The sequence below is a fragment of the Geodermatophilus sp. YIM 151500 genome (genome assembly GCF_025716945.1).
Lineage (GTDB): Bacteria > Actinomycetota > Actinomycetes > Mycobacteriales > Geodermatophilaceae > YIM-151500.
In genome coordinates, this window is the sequence record NZ_JAOVZT010000004.1 from 250,485 (window position 1) to 272,849 (window position 22,365).

Below are 22,365 nucleotides of genomic sequence, written 5' to 3' on the forward strand. Positions count from 1 at the left end.
GACTACGGGGCGTCTATGGGCGGTCCCGATGGTTTGCAGAGCGGCTCGGTCCCCGAGCCGGAGTAGGCCGCCTGCTCGGGGCCATCCGGGCTGCGGCGGAAGTTCCCGATCTTGAGGGACGAGCACGTCGAGCCGTCGAATCCGGACTGGTCCTCTTGCAATTCTTAGATGTGGACGCCGAGACGCTAGAAGAGCCATTGCTCTTAGATCAACAAGGCCGACGGTTGCCTCTTGATACGGTCGCTGACGATCCCATTGCGGGCAGGGTAGGACCGCCACTGGCCGTAGGTGAGACTGCTGGTCGCGCGCATCTATTCGTGCCGGTGCGGTGGAGCCAGGAGACCGGGGACGTCGACCTCACCCGAACCGCAATAGTTCGCCGGCAGGAGGATGGTGGCTGGCGAGCCGTCGAGGGAGCCGGCATGACGGCCGCCGGGGACTTGCTCGTGGCCGACGTGGTGGAGCCTGGGCGATACGAGCTGTATGCGCAGCCCAACGACCGCTGGCTCCAGGCGACGATCGCGACGGTCGATGAGCAGTGGCGCTGGATCTCTGCGCAGCTGGAGCTGTTCGGAAGGGCCGAGCTGGGTCGACTTCCCGGCAAGATCTGCAATCTCATCCTGTGCGCGGCCGAGTGGCGCGGTGCGCCACATGCGGCCCTCGAGCGTGCGGGATTGGGACGGCCAGGGCCCTGGCCAGGCATCGGCGGCAACATTTGTGATGCCTGCTTCGGCGTCATTGCTCCCGTGGTGCGTGATGACGGTATTGTTCTCAAGCCTCCATTGGTGGAGCTGGCCCCGCACTGGAGACCCCGCAGCTGCGGATGGCGGCCTTTGGGGCCCACGCCTGTCACGGGCTTCGCCGGCATTGGCCGCGTCACTCAGATTGCTCTGCATCCTACCGACGTCAATGACGTGCTCGCGGCCGCCGCGGGAGGAGGTGTTTGGCGCACCCGTGACGGTGGGCACAGCTGGACATCCCTCATGTCCGATCAACCCACTCTCACGATGGGCGCTGTAGCCTACGCCCCGTCCAACCCGGCGGTTATCTACGCGGCCAGTGGAGAGGACGGCGGCGGATGGGATCCGGGCTGGCCGGGAGCGGGGGTGTACCGCTCCACCGATTCCGGCGGCACGTGGACCTTGACGAGCACCACGACTTCGGATCGATTCTCGGCCATCGTCGTACATCCTAAGAATCCGGATCTCCTCTATGTCGCAGGTAACCGCGGACTGCACAAGAGTCGCGACGGCGGCGTCACATGGCGTACGAACCCTGGCCAGAGTTCAATCTTGGACGGACAGATCACCGACGTCGTCCTCGCCCATGACGAACCAGATCGAGTTTACGCTGGCGTCCGCGGTAGCGGGGTCTGGAGCTCCACCGTCGGCGGGGAGGCCGCCGGCGCAACCGCGGCTTTCGCCCGGTTGGACGGGCCGAGCCAGCTACCCTCTGCTGCAGGGGTCGGCTGGATAAAGCTCGCAATCGGACACACTGGCGCCCATGGCTCGGATTTCTTGCTTGCCAAACTCGGTGCGGACGGCGGCCGGCTATTCAGCACAACCGACGGCGGTGCGACGTGGACCGAACTTGCCCCGGGCATTGCAACGGTGACATTCGACGAGTGGTGCTCAATAGTCGCCGTCCGCCCGGACGACGAGGCGACAATCTTGGTAGGGACGCAGGCGCTCGCTCGCACGACCAACGGCGGCGCTGTGGAGGCTGACTGGACTACGGTTGCAGCTGTCCACGCGGATCAGCAAGATCTCGTATTCAGCACCGTCAATACCGGGATTGGGTATCTGGCCAACGACGGCGGGGTGTACCGGACCTCCGACGGCGGAGCCAGCTGGACGTTTCGTTCCGGGGGCATGCAGATCACACAGTTTTACGACATCTCGGCCGCCCGCGTGTCCGGAAGCGCGATCGCTGGTGGCGCCCAGGACAACGGAATTTATTACCGCAATTCCGTGGGTCAATGGCGCCAGACCGAGTGGGGCGACGGCACGGGCGTCGCCGTGGACCCGACCGATCCAACCATCGTCTACTTCTCCAGCCAGAACGGGGTGCCCAATAACCTGCGCAGATCGACGGACGGCCTGCAGTCCCATCAAGCACTTCCGAACACTGGGCTCAGCGGGTCCTCACCATTCGTCACCATCCTCAAACTCGACCCGACCCACCCGATTACCGACCCGGCTGCCTCTCGAACGGTGATGGTTTGCGGCACCAACCAACTCTTCCGCTCAACCAACGGAGGCCAAGCCTGGCAGCGCGTCGAGGACCAAAATGGGAGTCCCCTCATTACGGCTGGGACCATCACAGCGCTCGAGTACGCGCTTTCTGACCCGCGGATCCTCTACTTGGGGACCACGACCGGGGACGTGTACCGGGCTGCGGGTGGAGGCGGGTCCGCCGGCGATTGGACTCTACTCTCGCCGGCCGGTTCCCCCACCGAGGCGTTGTTCCCCGACGTCCCCATTCATGCCATCACCGTCGATCCACGGGACCCGAGGCACGTCTGGCTCGCCTTCGCAGGCCTTGGCGTCAACTTCACTACCCGGTGGAACCTCGCGAACCCCCTCGGAGTCTCCCACGTGTATCGCAGCACCGACAGTGGCGCTACGTGGCAGGACGCATCTGGGCGGTTCTCCGGGCTGAGCCTTCCGGACGTGCCAACCAGCGCCGTCGCCTTCCACCCGGACGACACCTCTACGCTGTTCGTTGGGACGGATGTGGGCGTCTTCCGCACTTCCGACAAGGGCGTCACGTGGGTGCGCTACAGCGAGGATCTGCCGCGGAGCCCGGTGACTGATCTCAGCGTCGGTGGCAATCGTCTCTTCGCCGCAAGCATGGGCCGAGGGATCCACTTGATCGACATCTGACGCCATCGTTAGGACAAGTGCCGTTCAGTGACGACGGGATAGTCGCTCTCTCGTGGCCCGAACCCTTGAGTCGACTCGAGGGATCCTGATATCCGGCCCTCATGCCCTGAGGAAGTCGTGACTCCGCTCCTTGGTCGAGTCTCGACGTCCTAGCCCCCATCTTCGACTGTGGCCCCGAGAGGATTCGAACCTCCGACACACGGTTTAGGAAACCGTTGCTCTATCCCCTGAGCTACGAGGCCGGGATGCCGGCGTAGCGCCGTCCGACAGCGCCATCCTGGCACGCCGCCGCAGGCGGCCGACGCGTCGGGCACCTCCGGTGGCACTCGGCGTCCCCGCGGGGACGGACCGGACGAGGCCGGGAGAACTTCGCACGTCGGGAGGGGACCGCGCCGATCCGGGAACATCCCGGCTCCGCGACGCGTCGGTACCGGTTGGACGATGCGGGGACGCGTACGGGTTAGCGTTCCCGGGCACAACGCTTCGCCCCGGCAACGGCGCCGGGCGACGGAAGGTGGACACGCGATGCACACGACGGTGGTGGACGTCCCGGAACGGGGGCGCTTCGAGATCCGGATCGGCGAGAAGGTCGTCGGCCTGGCCAGCTACCACGTCGAGAACGGCACGATGACGCTGCCGCACACCGAGGTCGACCCCGGTCTGGGCGGCCGAGGCCTGGGCACGGCCCTGGTCGCGGGCGTGCTCGACGCCGCCCGCGAGCGCGGCCTGCACGTGCTGCCCTACTGCTCCTTCGTGCGCCACCACATCCAGCGGCACCCCGAGCTGGTCGACCTCGTCGCCGAGGCCGACCGGCCGCACTTCGGCCTGGCCACGGCCGACCGCTGACCTGCGGGAGGCGGGCACTGCTGCCTAGGCTCCGCCGGTGCCGACCTCGCTGCTGTGGTTCCGCCGCGACCTGCGGCTGAGCGACCACCCGGCCCTGCTGGCCGCCCGCGACGACGCCGGCCCCGACGGCTCGGTGCTGCCGGTGTTCGTCGTCGACCCCCGCCTGTGGGAGCCGGCCGGGGCGCCGCGCCGCCGGTTCCTGCTCGACAGCCTGGCCGACCTCTCCGCCGCCACCGACGGCGCGCTGGTGCTGCGGCACGGCGACCCCGCCGAGGTGGTGCCCGCGCTCGCCCGCGAGGTCGGCGCCGCCGGTGTGCACGTCTCCGCCGACACCGGCCCCTACGGGCGCCGCCGCGACGCGGCGGTCGAGGCGGCCCTGGACGGGATCCCGTTCGTCCGCACCGGATCGCCGTACGCGGTCACCCCGGGGCGGGTCACCAAGGACGACGGGACGCCGTTCCGCGTCTTCTCCCCCTTCGCGCGCGCCTGGCGGGCGCACGGCTGGCGCGATCCGGCGCCGCGCCCGCGGTCGGTGCCCTGGCAGCACGGCGTCCGGTCCGACGACCCGCCGCCGGCGCCGGAACCCACCGCCCGCATCCCGCCGGCCGGCGAGGCGGCCGCCCGCGCCGCCTGGCGGCGGTTCCGTGACGAGCGGCTCGGCGGCTACCGCGACGGGCGCAACACCCCGTCCGCCGACGCCACCAGCCGGGTCTCGGTGTACCTGAAGTACGGCCAGCTGCACCCCCGCACCCTGCTGGCCGACCTCGCCGACGCCGACGCCCCGGCCACCGACGTCAGCAGCTACGCGAACGAGCTGGCCTGGCGCGAGTTCTACGCCGACGTCCTCTGGCACCGGCCGGAGACCGCGCGCGAGACCTACGACCCGCGCATGGCCCGGCTCGAGTACGACACCGGCAAGGACGCCGACACGCACTTCGCCGCCTGGGCCGAGGGCCGCACCGGCTATCCCATCGTCGACGCCGGGATGCGCCAGCTGCTCGGCGACGCCTGGGTGCACAACCGGGTCCGCATGATCGTCGCGTCGTTCCTCACCAAGGACCTGCACGTGGACTGGTGGCGCGGTGCCCGCCACTTCATGACGCACCTGGTCGACGGCGACCTGGCCAGCAACAACCACGGCTGGCAGTGGGTGGCCGGCACCGGTACCGACGCGTCGCCCTACTACCGCGTCTTCAACCCCGTGACGCAGGGGAAGAAGTTCGACCCGGACGGCGAGTACGTCCGCAGGTGGGTGCCCGAGCTGCGCGACGTCCCCACGAGGTACGTCCACGAGCCGTGGCTGGCTCCGGACGGCGTCCCGCCCGGCTACCCGGACCCGATCGTGGAGCACGCGCACGAGCGCCAGGTGGCCCTGGCCCGCTACGAGAAGGTCCGCGGCCGTGCCTGAGGGCCACACCCTGTTCCGGCTCGCGAAGCAGCAGACCGGGCTGTTCGCCGGCCGCCCGGTGCGCGTGACCAGCCCGCAGGGCCGCTTCGCCGCGGGCGCCGCGCTGCTCGACGGGCGGGTGCTGGAGGGCGTGTGGTCGTACGGCAAGCACCTGTTCGCCGACTTCGGCCCCGACACCCTGCACGTGCACCTCGGCCTGTACGGCAACTACGCAGGTGGAACCGGCGACCCGCCGCCACCACGCGGGGCGCTGCGGATGCGCTGGACGGCGGACGGCCCGGACGGCGCCGGTGTGTGGACCGACCTGCGCGGACCCACGGTCTGCGAGGTGCTCGCCCCCGAGGAGGTCGACGGGATCCTCGCCCGGCTCGGCCCCGACCCGCTGCGCCCCCGAGCGGACGGCTCCCTGGCGCACCGGCGGATCGGGCGCAGCCGCACCGCCATCGGTGCGCTGTTGATGGACCAGTCGGTGCTGGCCGGCGTGGGCAACGTCTACCGGGCGGAGATCCTGTTCCGGCACGGGGTCTCGCCGTTCCGGCCCGGCCGCGGCGTCGACGAGGGCCTCTGGACGGCGATCTGGGCCGACCTGGTCGCGCTCATGCGGGCCGGCGCCCGGCTCGGCCGCATCGTCACCACCCGGCCGGAGCACCGCTCCCGCCGCCGCGGGGCGGTGGCGCGGCTGGACGCGCACTACGTGTACCGGCGCACCGGACTGCCCTGCCGGCTCTGCGGGACCGAGGTCCGCACCGAGGTGATGGTCGGCCGCAACCTCTTCTGGTGCCCGGTCTGCCAGGCGGCGTGACGGCCCGCCTCGGTACGGCTGCGACAACCGTGCGTAGTGGTCTGACTCCCGAGTGTGGGTGAATCTCACGGCTGGTTGGTTCCGCGGAAAGGTCACGACGAGGTAGCGTCGGTTTCGATGGTGCGGATGCTGCGGGTCCTCGGGACGGCCCTCGCCGTTGTGGCGGGGGTCCTCGCCGTGCCCGCAGCCGCCTCGGCCGCGACTCCCGACGTCGGGTACGACATCTCGCACCCGCAGTGCAGCAGCGCGACGCTGCCGGAGGAGCGGGCGTTCGCGGTCGTCGGCGTCAACGGAGGCCTGGCGACGCGCACCAACCCGTGCCTGGCCGACCAGCTGCGCTGGGCGGCCGACTCGTCCGGCTCGGTCGACGGGCAGCCCGAGGTCCAGCTGTACCTCAACACGGCCAATCCCGGAGAGGTGCGCGAGTTCGTCGTCACCTGGCCGTCCGAGGGCGACACCCCCTACGGCGGATGCACCGGCGACAACGACGAGGCCTGCTCCTGGCAGTACGGCTACGAGCGCGCCCAGAACAGCGTCGTCTCGTTCTTCAAGCCCGCGGCACGGGCGGCCCGGATCAGCACGCAGCCCGAGCGCTACACGTGGTGGCTCGACGTCGAGACCATGAACACCTGGCAGTCCGGCTCGTTCGAGGCCTTCGCGCGCAACCGGGCCACGCTGGAGGGCATGGTCGCCTACCTCGAGTCGGAGGACGCCGAGGTCGGCCTCTACTCGACGTCCTACCAGTGGACCCGGATCGTCGGCCGGGTGCCCGCCGACAGCCCGCTGATCGGGCTGGACAGCTGGCTGGCCGGGGCGACGTCGCTCGAGGAGGCCCGCGACAACTGCCGCAGGGACCCGCTGGTGCCCGGGGGTGAGGTCGTCCTCACCCAGTACGTCGTCGACCGGCTGGACCGCAACCACAGCTGCGCCTGAGCGCACGAGGCACGCAGCGCACGAGGCGCGCGAGGCACAGGTCGTGCCCGGCCCCTGTGCTCTGGGTGCGCCGGGCACTCAGAGCACGACGTCGGCCGAACACCGGACACCACCCCCTCGCGCACGAGCAGTCGCCGGACGGGTCCGGCCTGGCGCCGACGGGGTGCGCCGGGTCAGGATGCCGGACGTGCCGGACGACGGAGTCCCCGAATCCCGACCCACCCCCGGGCCGCTGCGCGTGGCCGTCGTCGGCGCCGGCCCGGCCGGCATCTACACCGCCGAGGCGCTGAGCCGGCAGTCCGACGTCCCGGTGGCGGTCGACCTGCTCGACCGGCTGCCCACGCCCTTCGGCCTGGTCCGGCACGGCATCGCGCCCGACCACGCCAAGATGCGGGCGATCCGCGACACCCTGCACCGGGCGCTGGACGCGCCGTCGGTGCGGTTCGTCGGCAACGTCGAGGTCGGCCGCGACCTGACGCTGGCCGAGCTGCGGACGCACGTCGACGCCGTCGTCTACACCTACGGGGCGGCGCTGGACCGGCGGCTGGGCATCGACGGCGAGGAGCTGCCGGGCAGCGTGGCGGCCACCGACCTGGTGGCCTGGTACTGCGGGCACCCCGACGCCGACCGTGCCCGCATCGAGTCGGCCCTCGCCGGCGCCCGGAAGGCGATCGTCGTCGGCGTCGGCAACGTCGCCCTGGACGTCGCCCGGGTGCTGCTGCGCACGGCCGACGAGCTGGAGCCCACGGACATGCCCCAGCACGTCCTCGACGCGTTCGCGGCCGCCCCGGTCGAGGAGGTCACCGTGCTCGGCCGGCGCGGCCCCGCGCAGGCGACCTTCACCACGCAGGAACTGCGCGAGCTCGACACGCTGGCCGGTGCCACGGTGCTGGTCGACCCGGCCGACCTGGCCCTCGACCCGCGCAGCGAGGAGGTCGCTGCGGCCGACCGCAACGTGAGCCGCAACCTCGCCGTGCTGCGCGGCTGGGCCGACCACGTACCCGAGCCCGGCCGCGGCCGCCTCCGGCTGCGCTTCTTCACGCGCCCGGTGCGGCTGCTGGGCACCGACCGCGTGACCGCGGTGGAGGTCGAGCGGACGGCGGTCGACGCCGAGGGCCGGGCCGTGGGCACCGGTGAGGTCGAGGTGCTCCCCGCCGACCTCGTCGTCCGGTCGGTCGGCTACCGCGGCACGCCGCTGCCGGGGCTGCCGGTCGACGGGCGGACGGGCACCGTGGCGCACGAGGCCGGCCGGGTGCTCCGCGACGGCGTCGTCTCCTCCGGCGAGTACGCGGCCGGCTGGATCAAGCGCGGGCCCACCGGCGTGGTCGGGACCAACAAGCACGACGCCCGCGAGACCGTGGCCAGCCTGCTCGCCGACGCCGCCGAGGGCCGGCTGGTGCCCCGCGGGGAGGCCGACGACCTGGTGCGCACGCTGGTCGACCGCGGCGCGCAGCCGGTGCTGCTGGAGGACTGGCGGGCGATCGACGCCGCCGAGGTGGCACTCGGGGCCACCCGGGGGCGGGCCCGGACGACGCTGCACGAGCGCGAGTCGCTGCTGGCCGCAGTCCGCGCGGCGGCCGCGGCGGCGCGGTGATCCCGGCGGCGCCGTGACCCCGGCGGCGCGGTGACCACGGGGGCCCTCGCCGGGGCGGAGGACCACCCGGCGCGGGCCGGGCTGGACGACGTCGACGTCGTCTTCCTGGTCTGGCGGGAGGAGCCGGAGCTGCTGGCCCGGCACCACGAGGCGGTGGCGGCCGCGACCGGCCCCGGGTGGCGCGGCCGGGCGGTCCTCGTGGAGAACGCCGCGCTGCCGGGCACGTCGACCGCGGCCCGCGCCGAGCTGCGCCGGTGGTACCCGCACGCCGACCGGGTGGTGCTCCGCGCGCGGCGCAACCTCGGTTTCGCCCGCGCCATGGACCTCGCGCTCGACGCCTGCCGGGGCGAGTACGCCGTCCTGGTCAACTCCGACGGCCGGCCGGCACCGGACATGCTGCGCCGCCTGGCGGCGGAGCTCGACGCCGACCCGCGGGCCGTCCTGGCCGCCCCGGCCGTGCACGGCCCGGGCGAGGACGACGTCCCGCCCGGACCGCCGTACGACGACGCGGAAGTCGGGGGGACGGCGGTGCTGGTCCGTCGCACGGAGTTCCTGGCCGCGGGTGGCTTCGACCCGCTCTACTACTTCTACAACGAGGACCGGGACGCCTGCCGGCGGCTGCTCGCGGCCGGCCTCCGGCTGGTGCGGGTGCCGGCGACCCGCTTCCACCACGGCAAGGAGGGTCGAACCGCGCGGGGGATGCTGCGCCGGGAGTACCACTACGCGCGCACCGTGCAGATCCTGGTGCACCAGCACGCCGACCGGCTGCTGCCCGCCGTACCGCCGTTCCTGCTCCGGCGCGCCCGGTCCGTCGCCGCCCACGTGCGCGACGGCGACCTGCCCGGCGCGCTCGGCATCGCGCTGGCCACGCTCGAGCTACCGCGCGGTCTGCTCGCGGCCGCGGCTCGACGCCGGCGCCCGTGGGACGGCGACCGGCTGGCCGCCTGGCTGGCCACCGCCCGGCGCGACGTGGAGGTCGTCCCGCTCCGGTGAGCCGCCCGCGGTGATCGCCGTCCGCGCGATGCTGCCTCCGTCGGCGCGGTCGGCGGCGCGGACGGCGGCATCGGCGAGAGGATGGTGATCATGGCCGGGACGGCGGGCGGAACTCCCCGCGGACACCGGGCGGGCCGCGCCTGGGCGGCGTTCGGCGGGGCGGCGGTGGTCCTCCTCGTCGTCCTGGTCGTGCTGGGCACCGTGCTGCCGGAGCGGGTGCCGATGCACTTCGGCGCGTCCCGAGAGGCCGACGAGTTCGGCGACCGGGCGACGTTCCTCGCGCTGGCCGCCGGTGCCGGTGCGCTGCTCGCGGCGCTGTTCGGCGGCGCGGCGGCGCTGGTCGAGCGGGTGCCGCTGACGGTGGTGACCGTGCCGCACCCGGATTACTGGAAAGCGCCCGAGCGCGCCCCGGAACTGCGCCGCCGTCTGCGCACCGACCTGCTGGTGATCGGCGCGCTCACCCTGCTGCTGCTGGCCGTGGTGTTCGCGTTCAGCGGCGAGGCGGCGGTGCGCGGCGGCCCGCTGTCGGCGTGGGTCCCGGTCGTGCTCGGCGGCTACGTCGCCGTCGTCCTGGCCTACTGCGTGCACCTGGCCACCCGCCGGTACCGACCGCCGTCCGGCCGCTGAGCGACGCGGCCTCGGGCAGGACCTGGCCCGCGGCCGGTCAGCCGCTGTTGCGCAGGGCGGTGGCGACGCCGTTGATGGTCAGCTGGATGCACCGGCGGACCAGTTCGTCGTCGTCGCCCGCGCGCCGGCGGCGGAGCATCTCCACCTGCAGGTGGTGCAGCGGCTCCAGGTAGGGGAACCGGTTGCGGATCGAACGGGCCAGCGACGGGTTGTCGGCGAGCAGGTGGTCGTCGCCGGTGACGGCGAGCAGCATCCGGCAGGTGCGCTCGTGCTCGGCGGTGATCGCACCGAACACCCGGTCGCGCAGCTCCTCGTCGGGCACCAGCGACGCGTAGCGGGCGGCCAGGTCCAGGTCGGTCTTGGCCAGCACCATGCCCATGTTCGACAGCACGGTGCGCAGGAACGGCCACCGGGCGTGCAGCGACCGCAGCCGCTCCAGCCGCTCGGCGGACCCGCCCACCCACGACTCGAGCGCCGTGCCGGTGCCGTACCAGCCGGGCAGCATGATCCGCGCCTGCGACCAGCTGAACACCCAGGGGATCGCGCGGAGGTCGGTGATCCGGTCGCCGGCCTTGCGCGACGGCGGGCGGCTGCCGATGTTGAGCTCCGACAGCTCCCGGATCGGCGTCGCGGCCCGGAACCAGTCGACGAAGCCGGGCGTCTCGTGCACCAGCTCCGCGTAGGCCCGCCGCGCCCGCTCGGCCAGGTCGTCGAGCAGGGCGTAGGCGTCCTCGGCGTCGTCCCCGAGGCCCTCGACGTCGAGCAGGGTCGCCTCCAGCGTCGCCGCCACCATCGCCTCGAGGTTGCGCCGCGCCCGGTCCGGCTCGCCGTACTTGGCCGCGATGACCTCGCCCTGCTCGGTGATCCGCAGCGCCCCGGCGACCGCGCCCGGCGGCTGGGCGCGGATGGCCTCGTACGACGGCCCGCCGCCGCGGCCCACCGTGCCCCCGCGGCCGTGGAACAGCCGCAGCCGGATGCCGCGCTCCCGGGCCAGCTCGACCAGGGCCAGCTCCGCCCGGTACAGCGCCCAGTTGGCGGCCAGGTAGCCGCCGTCCTTGTTGCTGTCGGAGTAGCCGAGCATGACCTCCTGGACACCACCGCGGCCGTCCAGCAACGCCCGGTACAGCGGCTGGTCGAGCACCGCGGTCATCGTGTCGCCGGCACGCCGGAGGTCCTCGATCGTCTCGAACAGCGGCGAGATGCCGACCGGGCAGCGCGGTCCGCCGTCGGCACCCGGGTCGAGCAGGCCGACCTCCTTGAGCAGGACGGCGACCTCGAGCACGTCGCTCACCGACTCGCACATGCTGATCACGTAGTTCGGGATCGCCCGCGGTCCGAGCAGCGCCACCTGCTCGGCCGCGGCGGTGAGCAGGTCCAGCTCGCCGCGGGCCAGCTCGGAGAGCTCCGCGCCCGGCCGCAGCAGCGGTCGGCGCATCCGCAGCTCCCCCACCAGCAGCTCGACCCGGGCCGGCTCGTCGAGAGCGGCGTAGTCGGCGCAGACACCGGCCCAGGCCAGCAGCTCGGCGAGCACCTCCTCGTGGACGGCGGAGTTCTGCCGCATGTCCAGGCCGCAGAGGTGGAAGCCGAACACCTCGACGGCATCGCGCAGCCGGGCGAGCCGGTCGTCGGCGAGCGCCCCGGCCCCGTGCCGGCGCAGCGACCGGTCGACCACGTCGAGGTCGGCCAGCAGCTCGTCGGGATGGTCGTAGGGCCCGGCGGCCGGCGGCTGCCCCAGCACGCGGGCGCGGGTGGCGGCCAGCCGGGCGAGCATCCCGGTGAGGGCCCGCCGGTAGGGCTCGTCGGCTCGGAAGGGCGAGTCGTCGCCGGACGCGTCGGCCAGCGCGTACAGCTCGTCGGTGGGCGTGACCAGCCGGTCGGACATCGACAGCTGGTCGCGCAGCGCGGTCAGCTCGGCCAGGTGGTGGTCCAGCGCGGTCTCGGCCTGCCGGGTGGTGGCCCGCCGCACCGCCTCGGCGGTGACGAACGGGTTGCCGTCCCGGTCACCGCCGATCCACGAGCCGGGCAGCAGCATCGGCCGGCGCAGCAGCCCCGCGTCGGGCCAGCGGGCCTGCAGCTCCCGCCGCAGCTCCCGGTTGATCGCCGGGACGACCTCGAACAGCGACAGCTCGTAGTAGCGCAGCGCCTCGTCGATCTCGTCCTCCAGCCGGAGCCGGGACAACCGCAGCAGCGCGGTCTGCCAGAGCGTGAGCACCGCCCGCCACAGGGCCGCCGACCACGCGCCGTCGTCGACCTCGCCGGCGGCGGCGCGGTCGCGCTGCCGGATCAGCGCGCCGACCTCGCGCTGCACCTGCGACACCGTGCGCCGGCGGACCTCCGTGGGGTGGGCGGTGACCACCGGGCAGACCAGCGCGCCGGCCAGCTCGCGGGCGACGACGTCCGGGCCCGGCCGCGCCCGGTCGAGCTGGGCGAAGGTGGCCGCCAGGCTGCCCGGCTGGGGCGGTGAGCCCTCGCGCCGGTGGTGGCGACGGCGGCGCTCGTGGTGGATGTCCTCGGCCAGGTTGGCCAGCAGGGAGAAGTGGCTGAAGGCCCGGATGACGTGGTTGGCGTCGCGGACGTCGAGGCCGGCCAGCCGCGCGGCCAGCTCGGCCCGGTCGACCTCCGACCGGCGGATGCGGAACGCCTCGACCCGGGTCGACTCGACCAGCTCCAGGACGTCGGGGCCGGCCTGCTCGCCGATCACCTCCCCGAGGACGCGGCCCAGCAGGCGGATGTCGTCGCGCAGCGGCGCGTCGTCCGCCCGCCCGTCCCCGTCGAGGGCCTTCCCGGCGGAACGGAGGTCGGCGACGTCCACGGTGGCTTCGGACATGGCCGGAGTATCAACCGTCGACGTGTCGGCCAGGTGACGCGGGGCCCCCGGGCGGACAGGGCAGCCCCCGGTGCCTCAGGCACGCTCGGCGCGCAGCGCCTCCCGCAGCCGGGTCCGCCCGCTGGTGCGCAGCAGGGCGCCGGCGTAGATCCGCCCGCCGACGCGGACGACGGCGGCGATCGCGACCAGCATGATCGCCACCGACAGCGCCACCTCCCAGCCGGCGGCCTGCCCGGCGGCCGAGCGCACCGGCATGACCAGCGGCGACAGCCCCGGGGTGAAGCTGGTCACCGTCGCCATGGCGCCGGCCGGGTCGGCCGCGGCCTGGAAGGCCACGATGAACGCGGCCACCAGCAGCAGGGTGGTCGGCGTCAGCACGCTGCCGAGGTCCTCCTGCCGGCTGACCAGCGACCCCGCGACCGCGAAGACGGCCGCGTAGAAGGCGTAGCCGAGGACGAACCACAGGACGACGGCGACCACGGTGCCCACGAGGTCACCCGGGACGTCGACCAGGTCGAACACCAGCGCCCCGGCCACCCCGAGGACGGCGACGACCAGGATCTGCCCCAGCCCCAGCGCACCGAGGCCGATGATCTTGCCGGCGAGCAGCTGCCAGGGGCGCATGGTGACCAGGAGCAGCTCGACGACGCGGCTGGACTTCTCCTCCACGACGCCCTGCGCGATGAACTGGCCGAAGAGGACGAGCAGCCCGTAGAGCAGCGCCGTACCGATGAGCGCCACGACCAGTCGCTCGTCACCGGCGTCGACCTGGGGGTCGAGGGCGCGGACGACGACGTCGGGCACCGGTTGCGGCTGCACGCCCGCAGCGGCCAGCTGGTCGCCGACGACGATCGAGGCGACCGCGCCCTGCGCCACGGTCAGCAGCGAGGGCGTCGCGCCGCTCTCGACGAGCAGGGCGGGTTCGCGGCCCCGCCCGCCGACGAGGACGCCCTCGACCGCCCCCTCCGCGAGCGCCGCCCGGGCCGCCTCCTCGTCGGCGTAGCGCTCGACGACCAGGTCGATGCCCAGCGCCCGGCTCTGCACCTCGAGCGCCGCGGCGACCCGCACGTCGTCGGTGGGCACGCCGATGCGCGTCTGGTCCGACCCGCTGTTCAGGACGATCTGGAAGACCAGGACGCCGACCAGCAGCAGCAGGATGAAGGCCGAGCTGATCAGGAAGTTGCGGTCGCGCAGCCGGGTGCCGGCCTCGCGGGCGGCGACGAGACGGACCAGAGCGGCGCTGCCCGGGGTGCGGGGTGCACGCCCGGAGGTCATCGCCGTGGTCATGCCGCCACCTGTGCGCCCTCGTCGGCGACGGCCTCGCGGAAGAGCTCGACCAGCGACGGCTCCCGGCGGGCGAAGTGGGTCACCGGGCCGGTGCGCAGCCCGGCGGCCAGCACCTGCTGGTCGTCGGCGTCGGCGTCGAGCTCGAGGAGGGTGTCACCGCCCTGCTGGGCGACCACCCGGACGCCCGGGAGGCCCCCGGCCCAGCCGGGCGGGGCGTCGGGGACGACGACGCGCAGCAGCCGCCCCGCCTCCCGCTGCCTGAGGTCGGGCACCGGCCCGCTGGCCACCATGCGGCCGCGGGCGAGGATGCCGACCGAGTCGCACAGGCGCTCCACGAGGTCGAGCTGGTGGCTGGAGAACACCACCGGCACCCCGGCGCGCACCTGCTCGAGCAGCGCCTCGGCGAGCGCGTCGACGCCGACCGGGTCCAGACCGGAGAACGGCTCGTCGAGGATCAGCACCTCCGGCCGGCCGACCAGGGCCGCCGCCAGCTGCACCCGCTGCTGGTTGCCGAGCGACAGCTTCTCGACGGCGTCCCTGCGGCGGTCGCCCAGGCCGAGCCGGCCGGTCCACTCGTCGGCGGCCCGGCCGGCCGCCGCGGCGTCGAGGCCGTGCAGCCGCGCGAAGTACGCCAGCTGCTCGCCGACGCGCATCTTCGGGTAGAGCCCGCGTTCCTCGGGCATGTAGCCGATCCGCCGGCGGGCGTCGTCGTCGAGCGCCCGGCCCTGCCAGCGCACCTCCCCGGCGTCGGGTCGCACGAGGCCCATCGCGATGCGCATCGTCGTGGTCTTGCCCGCGCCGTTCGCCCCGCAGAACCCGAACATCGAGCCCGCGGCGACCGTGAAGCCCACGCCGTCCAGCACGTGGTCGTCGCCGTAGCTCTTGTGCAGCCCGTCGAACTCGAGCACCGCTCCCCCTGGGTCGCCCTCCGGACCGGACGGTATCGGCTGCCCGTCTCGCGCCCGTCGTCCCGGTGCGGTGTCATCGACCCGTGGCCGTGAACACCATCGCGCAGCCGCCGTCCGGGGTCGGGCTCGACGAGCTGCGACAGGCGGCGGCCGGCTGCCGCGCGTGCGAGCTGTGGGAGCCGGCGACCCAGACCGTCTTCGGCGAGGGGCCGGCGACCGCGCGGATCGTCTTCGTCGGGGAGCAGCCCGGCGACCAGGAGGACCGCAAGGGCGAGCCGTTCGTCGGCCCGGCCGGCCGGCTGCTCGACCGGGCGCTCGCCGACGCCGGCATCGACCGGCGCGACGCGTACGTGACCAATGCGGTCAAGCACTTCCGGTTCCAGCCGACGCCGAAGCGGCGCATCCACCAGACACCGGGGCCGGAACACCTGCGGGCGTGCCGGCCCTGGCTGGAGGCGGAGTTCGAGGTGCTCAAGCCCGAGGTCGTGGTCTGCCTGGGGGCGACGGCGGCCAAGGCGCTGATCTCGCCGTCGTTCCGGATCACCAAGGACCGCGGGCGGCTCATGCCGTGGACACCGCCGGGCGTGACCCGCGCGGAGGCCGGCGACGACGGCCCCGCGGACGACGACGAGGACGCGCCGCACCAGACCTGGATGCTGGCGACCGCGCACCCGTCGGCGGTGCTGCGCGTGCCCGACGAGAACCGGGCCGCCGCCTACGACGCGCTGGTCGCCGACTTGAGCGTCGTCGCGGGCGCCCTGGCGTAGCAGCGCGTCAGACGCGGTGCGCCGACCGCGAGGCGCGGAACGACCGGAACGAGGGGACGGCGACCGCCAGCACCGCCATCGCGACCACGACCACGACGCCGCCGGACACCATCGCCGCGCTGACGCCGACCGCGCTGGCGACCGCACCCGCCCGCAGGTCGCCCAACCGGGGCCCGCCGACGACCACCACCAGAAAGACGCCCTGCATCCGGCCGCGCATCTCCTCGGGCGCGGCCAGCTGCAGCATCGAGGAGCGCAGCACCGCGCTGACCATGTCGCCGGCACCGGCGACGGCCAGGCAGAGCACGGCCGGCCCCAGCGACGGCGACAGGCCGAACCCGACGATCGCCAGGCCCCACACGGCCACCGCCGCGAGCACCACCGCGCCCTGGCGGTCGACCCGCGACACCCAGCCCGAGGTGAGCCCGGCGGTCAGCGCGCCGATCGAGATGCCCGCGAAGAGCCAGCCCAGGCTGTTCGGCGAGTCCGCGTACCGCCCGCCGGCCAGTTCGGGGAACACCGCCTGCGGCCAGGCGAACAGCATCGCGATCCCGTCGACCACGAAGGTCATCAGCAGCACCGGCTGGGTGCGCAGGAACGCGAAACCCTCGCCCACCCCGCGGACGGCGGCGCCGACCCGCAGCGGCCCGGCCACCCGGCCCGGCGGCAGGGCGGGCAGCCCACGCACCAGGACGGCGGCGACCAGGAAGCCCAGGGCGTCGACCGCGTAGGTGAGCGGCAGCCCGCCCAGGCCGATCAGCAGGCCGGCGAGCAGCGGGCCCGCGATGACGCCGGCCTGCCGCACGGTCATGAGCAGGGCGTTGGCCGCCGGGACGCGAGCGGCGCCGACGACCGCCGGGATGACGGCGCTGCGGGTCGGCTGGTTCACCGCAGCGAAACCGGAGACGGCGGCGGTCAGCAGCCACAGCAGCGCCAGGTGCCCACCACCCGGCAGCAGCGCCTGGAGGGCGAGCAGGGCGCTGGTCCCCGCGGCGCCGACGGACGTGACCAGCAGCAGCCGGCGGCGGTCCACGGCGTCGGCGATCGCGCCGCCGAGCAGGCCGAAGACGACCAGCGGCACCAGCCCGACGACCGAGGTCAGGCCGACCAGCAACGACGAGCCGGTGAGCGCGTACACCTGGTACGGGACGGCGACCAGGGTCATCTGCTGGCCGAGCATGGTGGCCGCCACGCCACCGAACAGCCGCCGGTAGGCCGGGTCCCGCAACGGCTCGGTGTCCAGGGCGAACAGACGGCGGCGCGGCGCGCGCGGTGCCGGCAGCGGCACCGGCTCCTCGACCGGGCCGCCCCCCTCGACCGGGTCGACGGGGCTGCTCACCGGTCGGTGCCCGCGCGCGCCCCCGCGGCCACCGTCACGGGGCCAGCCGCTCGACGACCCAGCCGCCGCCCTCGTCGTCGTCCCTGCGGAACCGCAGCCGGTCGTGCAGCCGGTCGGAACCGCCCTGCCAGAACTCGACACGGTCGGGCACGACCCGGTAGCCGCCCCAGACCGCGGGCCGCGGGACCGCAGCGTCCGGGAAGCGCTCGGCGAGGTCGGCCAGCCTGCGCACGAGCTCCTCGCGCGAGTCCACGACCGTCGACTGCACCGACGCGGCCGCCGCCAGCTGCGCGCCGCGCGGCCGCGGGTCCCACAGCGCGTCGGAGGCGGCGTCGCCGATCCGCTCGACGCGGCCGGTGACGCGCACCTGCCGCTGCATGGCGTGCCAGGGCAGCACGAGCGCGGCCCGCGGGTTGACGGCGAGCTGGGCGCCCTTCGTCGAGGCGTAGCTGGTGGCGAAGACGAAGCCGCTGACGTCGTAGCCCTTGAGCAGCATGATCCGCGCGTCCGGCGCGCCGTCGGCGTCGGCCGTCGCGACGACGACCGCGTTCGGCTCCGGCAGCCCGGCCGCGACGGCGTCGGCGAACCAGCGGTCGAACTGCTCGACCCAGGTCGGGGCCAGCTCGTCCTCGCGCAGCGGCGCGTTCTCGTAGTCCCTGCGCATGCGGGTCAGGTCGGGCACGCGGCCATGCTGGCACCGTGCCCGGGAGCGGTGCAGCCGCGACCGGCGGACCGGCGCCGCCGTCCCGGCCGCGGCGGCCCTGGGCGGAGGCCGCCGACGCGCACGGCCTAGGGTCGGCCGCGGGCGCGCGGCGGCGCGCGCACGGGACGGGGCCCCGCCGTCCCCACGGCAGGCCCCGCGACACGACCAGCAGGACGACGACCGGCACCCGCCCGCCGTCCGCACCACACCGAGAGGCCCCCGGATGAGCATCTCCATCCCCGCCGAGCTCCTGCCCGCCGACGGCCGCTTCGGCTGCGGCCCGTCCAAGGTCCGCGCCGAGGCGCTCCGGGCGCTGGCCTCCGACGGGGCGGCGGTCATGGGCACCTCCCACCGGCAGGCGCCGGTGAAGAACCTGGTGCGGCAGGTGCGCGACGGGCTGCGCGAGCTGTTCGATCTGCCCGACGGCTACGAGGTGGTGCTCGGCAACGGCGGGACGACGGCCTTCTGGGACGCCGCCATCTTCGGGCTCATCCGCGAGCGCAGCGCCCACGGCAGCTACGGCGAGTTCTCCGCGAAGTTCGCCTCCGGGGTGGCCGAGGCGCCGTTCCTCGCCGATCCCGTCGTGGCCAGGGGCGAGCCGGGCACGCTGGCGCTGCCGCGGGGCGAACGGGGCGTCGACGTGTACGCCTGGGCGCACAACGAGACCTCCACCGGCGTCATGTCGCCGGTGGTCCGCCCGCACGGCGCCGACGCGGACGCGCTGGTGCTCGTAGACGCGACCAGCGGCGCCGGCGGCCTGCCGGTCGACATCGACGAGACCGACGTCTACTACTTCGCCCCGCAGAAGTGCTTCGCCTCCGACGGCGGGCTGTGGATCGCGCTGATGTCGGCCGACGCGCTGGACCGGGTGGCGCAGATCAAGGCGTCGGGGCGCTGGGTGCCCGGCTTCCTCGACCTGTCGATCGCGATCGACAACTCCTCGAAGGACCAGACCTACAACACCCCGGCGGTGGCCACGCTGTTCCTGCTGGTCGACCAGATCCGGTGGCTGCTCGACCTCGGCGGGCTCACCGGCGCGGTGGAGCGCACGCGCGAGTCGTCGAGCCGGCTGTACGGGTGGGCGGAGAAGTCACCGTTCGCCACGCCCTTCGTCGCCGACCGCGACCAGCGCTCCTACGTCGTGGGCACCGTCGACTTCGACGACTCCGTCGACGCCGCGCAGGTGGCGACGGTGCTGCGCGCGCACGGCGTCGTCGACGTCGAGCCGTACCGGAAGCTGGGCCGCAACCAGCTGCGGGTGGGCATGTTCCCGGCCGTCGACCCCGACGACGTCAGCGCGCTGACCGCCTGCATCGACCACGTGGTCGAGCGCCTCTGAAGAAGGACCCCGTCCTCCCCACCCCTCGCGAGCTCGGGGCGGGACCCGGGACGGGGCCGCGGCGAGGTGCCGGGCGCGGGTACCTTGCCTGGGGCGTCGGACCGACCGCGGTCCGCTCCCCCGCCCCGCGCCCGAGGCCGGCCCACCGCCGGCCCGGGACCGTCCGGCCCGCGCCCGGACGCCGTCCGCTCCCCCCGGCAGGAGGTCCCGGTGCCCCCCGATCCGTCGCCAGCTCCCCGTCGGGGCGACGTCCCTCCGGGTGGCACCTCGTCCGCCGACGACGTCTTCTCGGGCGGCGGGGAGGCCGGCCGCCTCATGGCGGCGGTGGACTGGGCGGCGACGCCGCTCGGCCCGGTCGCGGCGTGGCCGGCGGGCCTGCGCAACTCGCTGCGCACGGTCCTGGCCTCGCGGTTCCCCATGGTGCTCACCTGGGGCCCGGAGTTCCGGCAGTTCTACAACGACGCGTACGCGCCGCTGATCGGGGCGAAGCACCCGGCGATCGGCGAGGACATCCGGGTCACCCTGGCCGAGGGGTGGGACGTCCTCGGTCCCCCCGTGGAGCACGCGATGGCGGCGCGGGAGGCGTCGTGGCTGCCGCGGCTGCCGCTGCTGCTCGAGCGCGCCGGCTACCGCGAGGAGACCTACTTCACCGTCTCCCACGCGCCCGCCTTCGACGACGACGGGCGGGTCGGGGGCATGCACGCGGTGTGCACCGAGGTGACCGGGGAGGTGCTCGCGGCGCGGCGGCAGCGGCTGCTGCACGACCTGTCGACGGCGGCCGGCGGGCTGTCCGGCGAGCGCGAGCTGGTGCGGCGCATGTGCCGGACGCTGGCGGACGCCCCGCTCGACGTCCCGTTCGCCGCCGTCTGGCTCGCGACCGGCGAGGGCCGGCCGCTGGAGCGGGTGGCCGGCGCCGGCTGCGACCCGGCCGCGCTGCCGCCCACGCTGCCCGCCGGGCTCACCGCGACCACCGGCCCGCTGAGCGTGGACGGCGCGGGCTCCGCCGGTCCCGACGGGGCCGCGGTGCTCGCCCGCGCCGTCCGGGAGCTGGGGCTGGTGGGCGGGCTGTGGCAGGACCCGGTGACCGACGCGCTGCTGCTGCCGCTCGCGGCCGTCAGCGGCGGCGCGCCGGTGGGCGTGCTCCTGGCCGCCCGGAGTCCCAACCGGGCCCTCGACGAGGAGTACCGCTCCTTCTACGAGTTGTTGGCGGCGCAGTTCGCCGGCGCGGTGGCCAACGCGCGCGCGTACGAGACCGAGCGGCAGCGGGCGGAATCGCTGGCCGAGCTCGACCGCGCGAAGACGACGTTCTTCTCCGACGTCAGCCACGAGCTGCGGACGCCGCTGACACTGCTGCTGGGCCCGGTCCGCGACGTCCTCGACGACCCGGACCAGCCGCTGCCGGGCGCCGTCCGCGAGCAGCTGGAGCTGGCCATGCGCAACGGCCAGCGGCTGCAGCGGCTGGTCAACGACCTGCTCGACTTCGCCGGGATCGAGGCCGGCCGCGCCCACCCCGTGCGGGTGCGGACGGACCTGGCCGCGTTCACCGGCGAGCTGGCCGGCATCTTCCGCGCGGCGGCCGAGCGGGCCGGGCTGCGCCTGACCGTGGACTGCCCGCCGCTGCCCTCGGCGGCGTACGTCGACCCGCGGATGTGGGAGAAGGTCGTCGTCAACCTGCTGTCCAACGCGGTGAAGTACACCTTCGTCGGCGGCATCGACGTGGCCCTGCGGGCGGACGGCGACCGCATCGCGCTGACCGTCGCCGACACCGGCGTGGGCATCCCCGCCGAGGAGCGGCCGCACCTGTTCCAGCGCTTCCACCGGGTGTCCGGCGCCACCGCGCGCACGCGCGAGGGGACCGGCATCGGGCTGGCGCTGGTGCACGAGCTGGCGGCGCTGCACGGCGGTGGGGTCACGGTCGAGAGCGAACCCGGCAGCGGCAGCCGCTTCACGGTGCGCCTCCCGTTCGGGGAGCCCGACGCCGCGCCCGAGGTCGCCGGCGGACCCGGCACGGCACCGACCCCGTCCGAGGCCGCCCGCGGCGAGGCGGCGAGCTGGGAGGAGGACACCGCGCGCCCGGTGGGCGCGGCGGCGTCGCCCGCGGCGCAGGCCGTCCTGGTCGTCGACGACAACGCCGACATGCGCGCCTACCTCACCCGGCTGCTGGCGCCGCTGTGGCGGGTGCGGACGACGGCCAACGGCGAGGAGGCGCTGGCGGCGATCGCCGAGGAGCGGCCGGACGTCGTGCTGACCGACGTGATGATGCCCCGCATGGACGGCTTCGAGCTGCTGCAGGCGCTCCGGGCCGACCCGGCGACCCGCCCGCTGCCGGTGGTCGTGCTGACCGCCCGGGCCGGCCAGGAGGCGGCGGTCGAGGGGCTGGAGGCCGGCGCCGACGACTACCTGGCGAAGCCGTTCCGGGCGCCGGAGCTGATCGCCCGGCTGCGGGTGGTGCTCGACCGCGTCGCCCGGCGGGCGGAGGCCGGCGCCGGCCCGGACGCCGGGCCGGCCGCCGTCGGGGCGTTCCCGCCGTCGGACGAGGCGGCGGGCACGGTCGACGCGGCGCGGACGGACGACGCGGCGCGGACGGACGACGCGGCGGGGGTGGACGACGCGGCGCCGGCGGTCGACGCGACGCGGATGGAACCCGGCCGGGGCCGGGCCGACGTCGGCGCCGCGGCGGACGCCGTCGACCCGGCCGACGGGCGGGTGGCCTGGCGGCTGCCGTCGGATCCGCGGTCGGTCCCGGTGCTGCGCCGTCGCCTGCGCGGCGTCCTGCAGGAGGCCGGTGTCGACGCCGACCACGCCTACGACCTGCTGCTGGCCGCCTGCGAGGCGGCGACGAACGCGATCGAGCACGCGCAGGAACCGATCCAGCCCTTCGTCGACGTCACGGTCGAGGTCGACGAGGAGGACCTGCGGATCACCGTGCGCGACCACGGCCAGTGGCGGGAGCGGACGGCCAGCCTGGACCGCGGGCGGGGCTCGACGTTGATGAGCGCCGTCGGCGAGATCACCGCGACCCGCAGCCCGGAGGGCACCACGGTGGTCATCCGCAGCGCGCGGGACGGAGCGGCGCCCGCCTCGACCGCCTGCTGAGCCGCCCGGGT

General features: G+C 74.5%; 16 protein-coding genes and 1 tRNA gene. 11 read left to right on the forward strand and 6 right to left on the reverse strand.

Translation table 11 applies throughout. The annotated features are described in order from the left end of the window. The first annotated feature begins 422 nt into the window (after positions 1–422). Positions 423–2,885: a WD40/YVTN/BNR-like repeat-containing protein gene (locus tag OF117_RS09545; RefSeq protein WP_263552594.1), complete on the forward strand. Its 2,463-nt coding sequence runs from the start codon at positions 423–425 to the stop codon at positions 2,883–2,885. Between the two features lie 169 nt (positions 2,886–3,054). On the opposite strand, the gene OF117_RS09550 is transcribed toward OF117_RS09545, so the two are convergent. Beyond that, positions 3,055–3,127 (reverse strand) — tRNA-Arg (locus OF117_RS09550). A gap of 283 nt (positions 3,128–3,410) precedes the next feature. On the opposite strand from OF117_RS09550, the gene OF117_RS09555 reads away from it, so the two are divergent. The 7 genes from OF117_RS09555 to OF117_RS09585 all read left to right on the forward strand — a co-directional run bounded on the left by OF117_RS09555 (position 3,411) and on the right by OF117_RS09585 (position 10,088). Further along, on the forward strand, positions 3,411–3,731 hold the full coding sequence (locus OF117_RS09555; RefSeq protein WP_263552595.1) for a GNAT family N-acetyltransferase: 321 nt from the start codon (positions 3,411–3,413) through the stop codon (positions 3,729–3,731). A 37-nt stretch (positions 3,732–3,768) separates the two neighbouring features. Next, the gene (locus OF117_RS09560) at positions 3,769–5,139 is read left to right on the forward strand and encodes a cryptochrome/photolyase family protein (RefSeq protein WP_263552596.1); all 1,371 of its coding nucleotides are present in this window, start codon (positions 3,769–3,771) and stop codon (positions 5,137–5,139) included. Further along, a complete protein-coding gene (locus OF117_RS09565; RefSeq protein WP_263552597.1) occupies positions 5,132–5,941 on the forward strand; it encodes an Fpg/Nei family DNA glycosylase in 810 nt (269 codons plus the stop codon). Before OF117_RS09560 ends, OF117_RS09565 begins: the two co-directional genes overlap by 8 nt. 117 nt (positions 5,942–6,058) lie before the next feature. Then, positions 6,059–6,874 carry a hypothetical protein gene (locus OF117_RS09570; RefSeq protein ID WP_263552598.1) on the forward strand — a complete coding sequence of 272 codons (816 nt, stop codon included), beginning with the start codon at positions 6,059–6,061 and terminating at the stop codon, positions 6,872–6,874. A 187-nt stretch (positions 6,875–7,061) separates the two neighbouring features. After that, on the forward strand, positions 7,062–8,468 hold the full coding sequence (locus tag OF117_RS09575) for an FAD-dependent oxidoreductase (RefSeq protein WP_263552599.1): 1,407 nt from the start codon (positions 7,062–7,064) through the stop codon (positions 8,466–8,468). A 30-nt stretch (positions 8,469–8,498) separates the two neighbouring features. Continuing rightward, positions 8,499–9,461: a glycosyltransferase gene (locus OF117_RS09580; RefSeq protein ID WP_263552600.1), complete on the forward strand. Its 963-nt coding sequence runs from the start codon at positions 8,499–8,501 to the stop codon at positions 9,459–9,461. Between the two features lie 90 nt (positions 9,462–9,551). Continuing rightward, on the forward strand, positions 9,552–10,088 hold the full coding sequence (locus OF117_RS09585) for a DUF1648 domain-containing protein (protein WP_263552601.1): 537 nt from the start codon (positions 9,552–9,554) through the stop codon (positions 10,086–10,088). Between the two features lie 37 nt (positions 10,089–10,125). Here the strand turns inward: OF117_RS09585 and ppc are convergent, their stop codons facing one another. From ppc to OF117_RS09600, 3 genes are all read right to left on the reverse strand, one after another. After that, the gene (ppc, locus tag OF117_RS09590) at positions 10,126–12,915 is read right to left on the reverse strand and encodes a phosphoenolpyruvate carboxylase (RefSeq protein WP_263552602.1); all 2,790 of its coding nucleotides are present in this window, start codon (positions 12,913–12,915) and stop codon (positions 10,126–10,128) included. A 75-nt stretch (positions 12,916–12,990) separates the two neighbouring features. After that, positions 12,991–14,202 (reverse strand): ABC transporter permease, encoded by a 1,212-nt coding sequence (locus OF117_RS09595; protein ID WP_263552603.1) that lies wholly within the window; start codon positions 14,200–14,202, stop codon positions 12,991–12,993. Further along, a complete protein-coding gene (locus OF117_RS09600) occupies positions 14,199–15,110 on the reverse strand; it encodes an ABC transporter ATP-binding protein (RefSeq protein ID WP_263552604.1) in 912 nt (303 codons plus the stop codon). The genes OF117_RS09595 and OF117_RS09600 overlap by 4 nt, the downstream gene beginning before the upstream one ends. Before the next feature lie 8 nt (positions 15,111–15,118). Between OF117_RS09600 and OF117_RS09605 the strand changes: the two genes are divergently transcribed. Next, positions 15,119–15,877 (forward strand): UdgX family uracil-DNA binding protein, encoded by a 759-nt coding sequence (locus OF117_RS09605; protein WP_263552710.1) that lies wholly within the window; start codon positions 15,119–15,121, stop codon positions 15,875–15,877. Between the two features lie 7 nt (positions 15,878–15,884). Here the strand turns inward: OF117_RS09605 and OF117_RS09610 are convergent, their stop codons facing one another. Further along, a complete protein-coding gene (locus OF117_RS09610) occupies positions 15,885–17,216 on the reverse strand; it encodes an MFS transporter (protein WP_263552605.1) in 1,332 nt (443 codons plus the stop codon). Between the two features lie 34 nt (positions 17,217–17,250). Continuing rightward, entirely contained in the window at positions 17,251–17,898 is a 648-nt protein-coding gene (pdxH, locus tag OF117_RS09615) for a pyridoxamine 5'-phosphate oxidase (protein ID WP_263552606.1), read from the reverse strand. Positions 17,899–18,142: 244 nt separating this feature from the next. Between pdxH and serC the strand changes: the two genes are divergently transcribed. Together serC and OF117_RS09625 are read left to right on the forward strand one after the other, a co-directional pair. Next, the gene (gene serC, locus OF117_RS09620) at positions 18,143–19,258 is read left to right on the forward strand and encodes a phosphoserine transaminase (protein WP_263552607.1); all 1,116 of its coding nucleotides are present in this window, start codon (positions 18,143–18,145) and stop codon (positions 19,256–19,258) included. A gap of 210 nt (positions 19,259–19,468) precedes the next feature. Next, positions 19,469–22,354, forward strand: coding sequence for an ATP-binding protein (locus tag OF117_RS09625; RefSeq protein WP_263552608.1), 2,886 nt, complete (start codon positions 19,469–19,471; stop codon positions 22,352–22,354). Positions 22,355–22,365 lie beyond the last annotated feature (11 nt).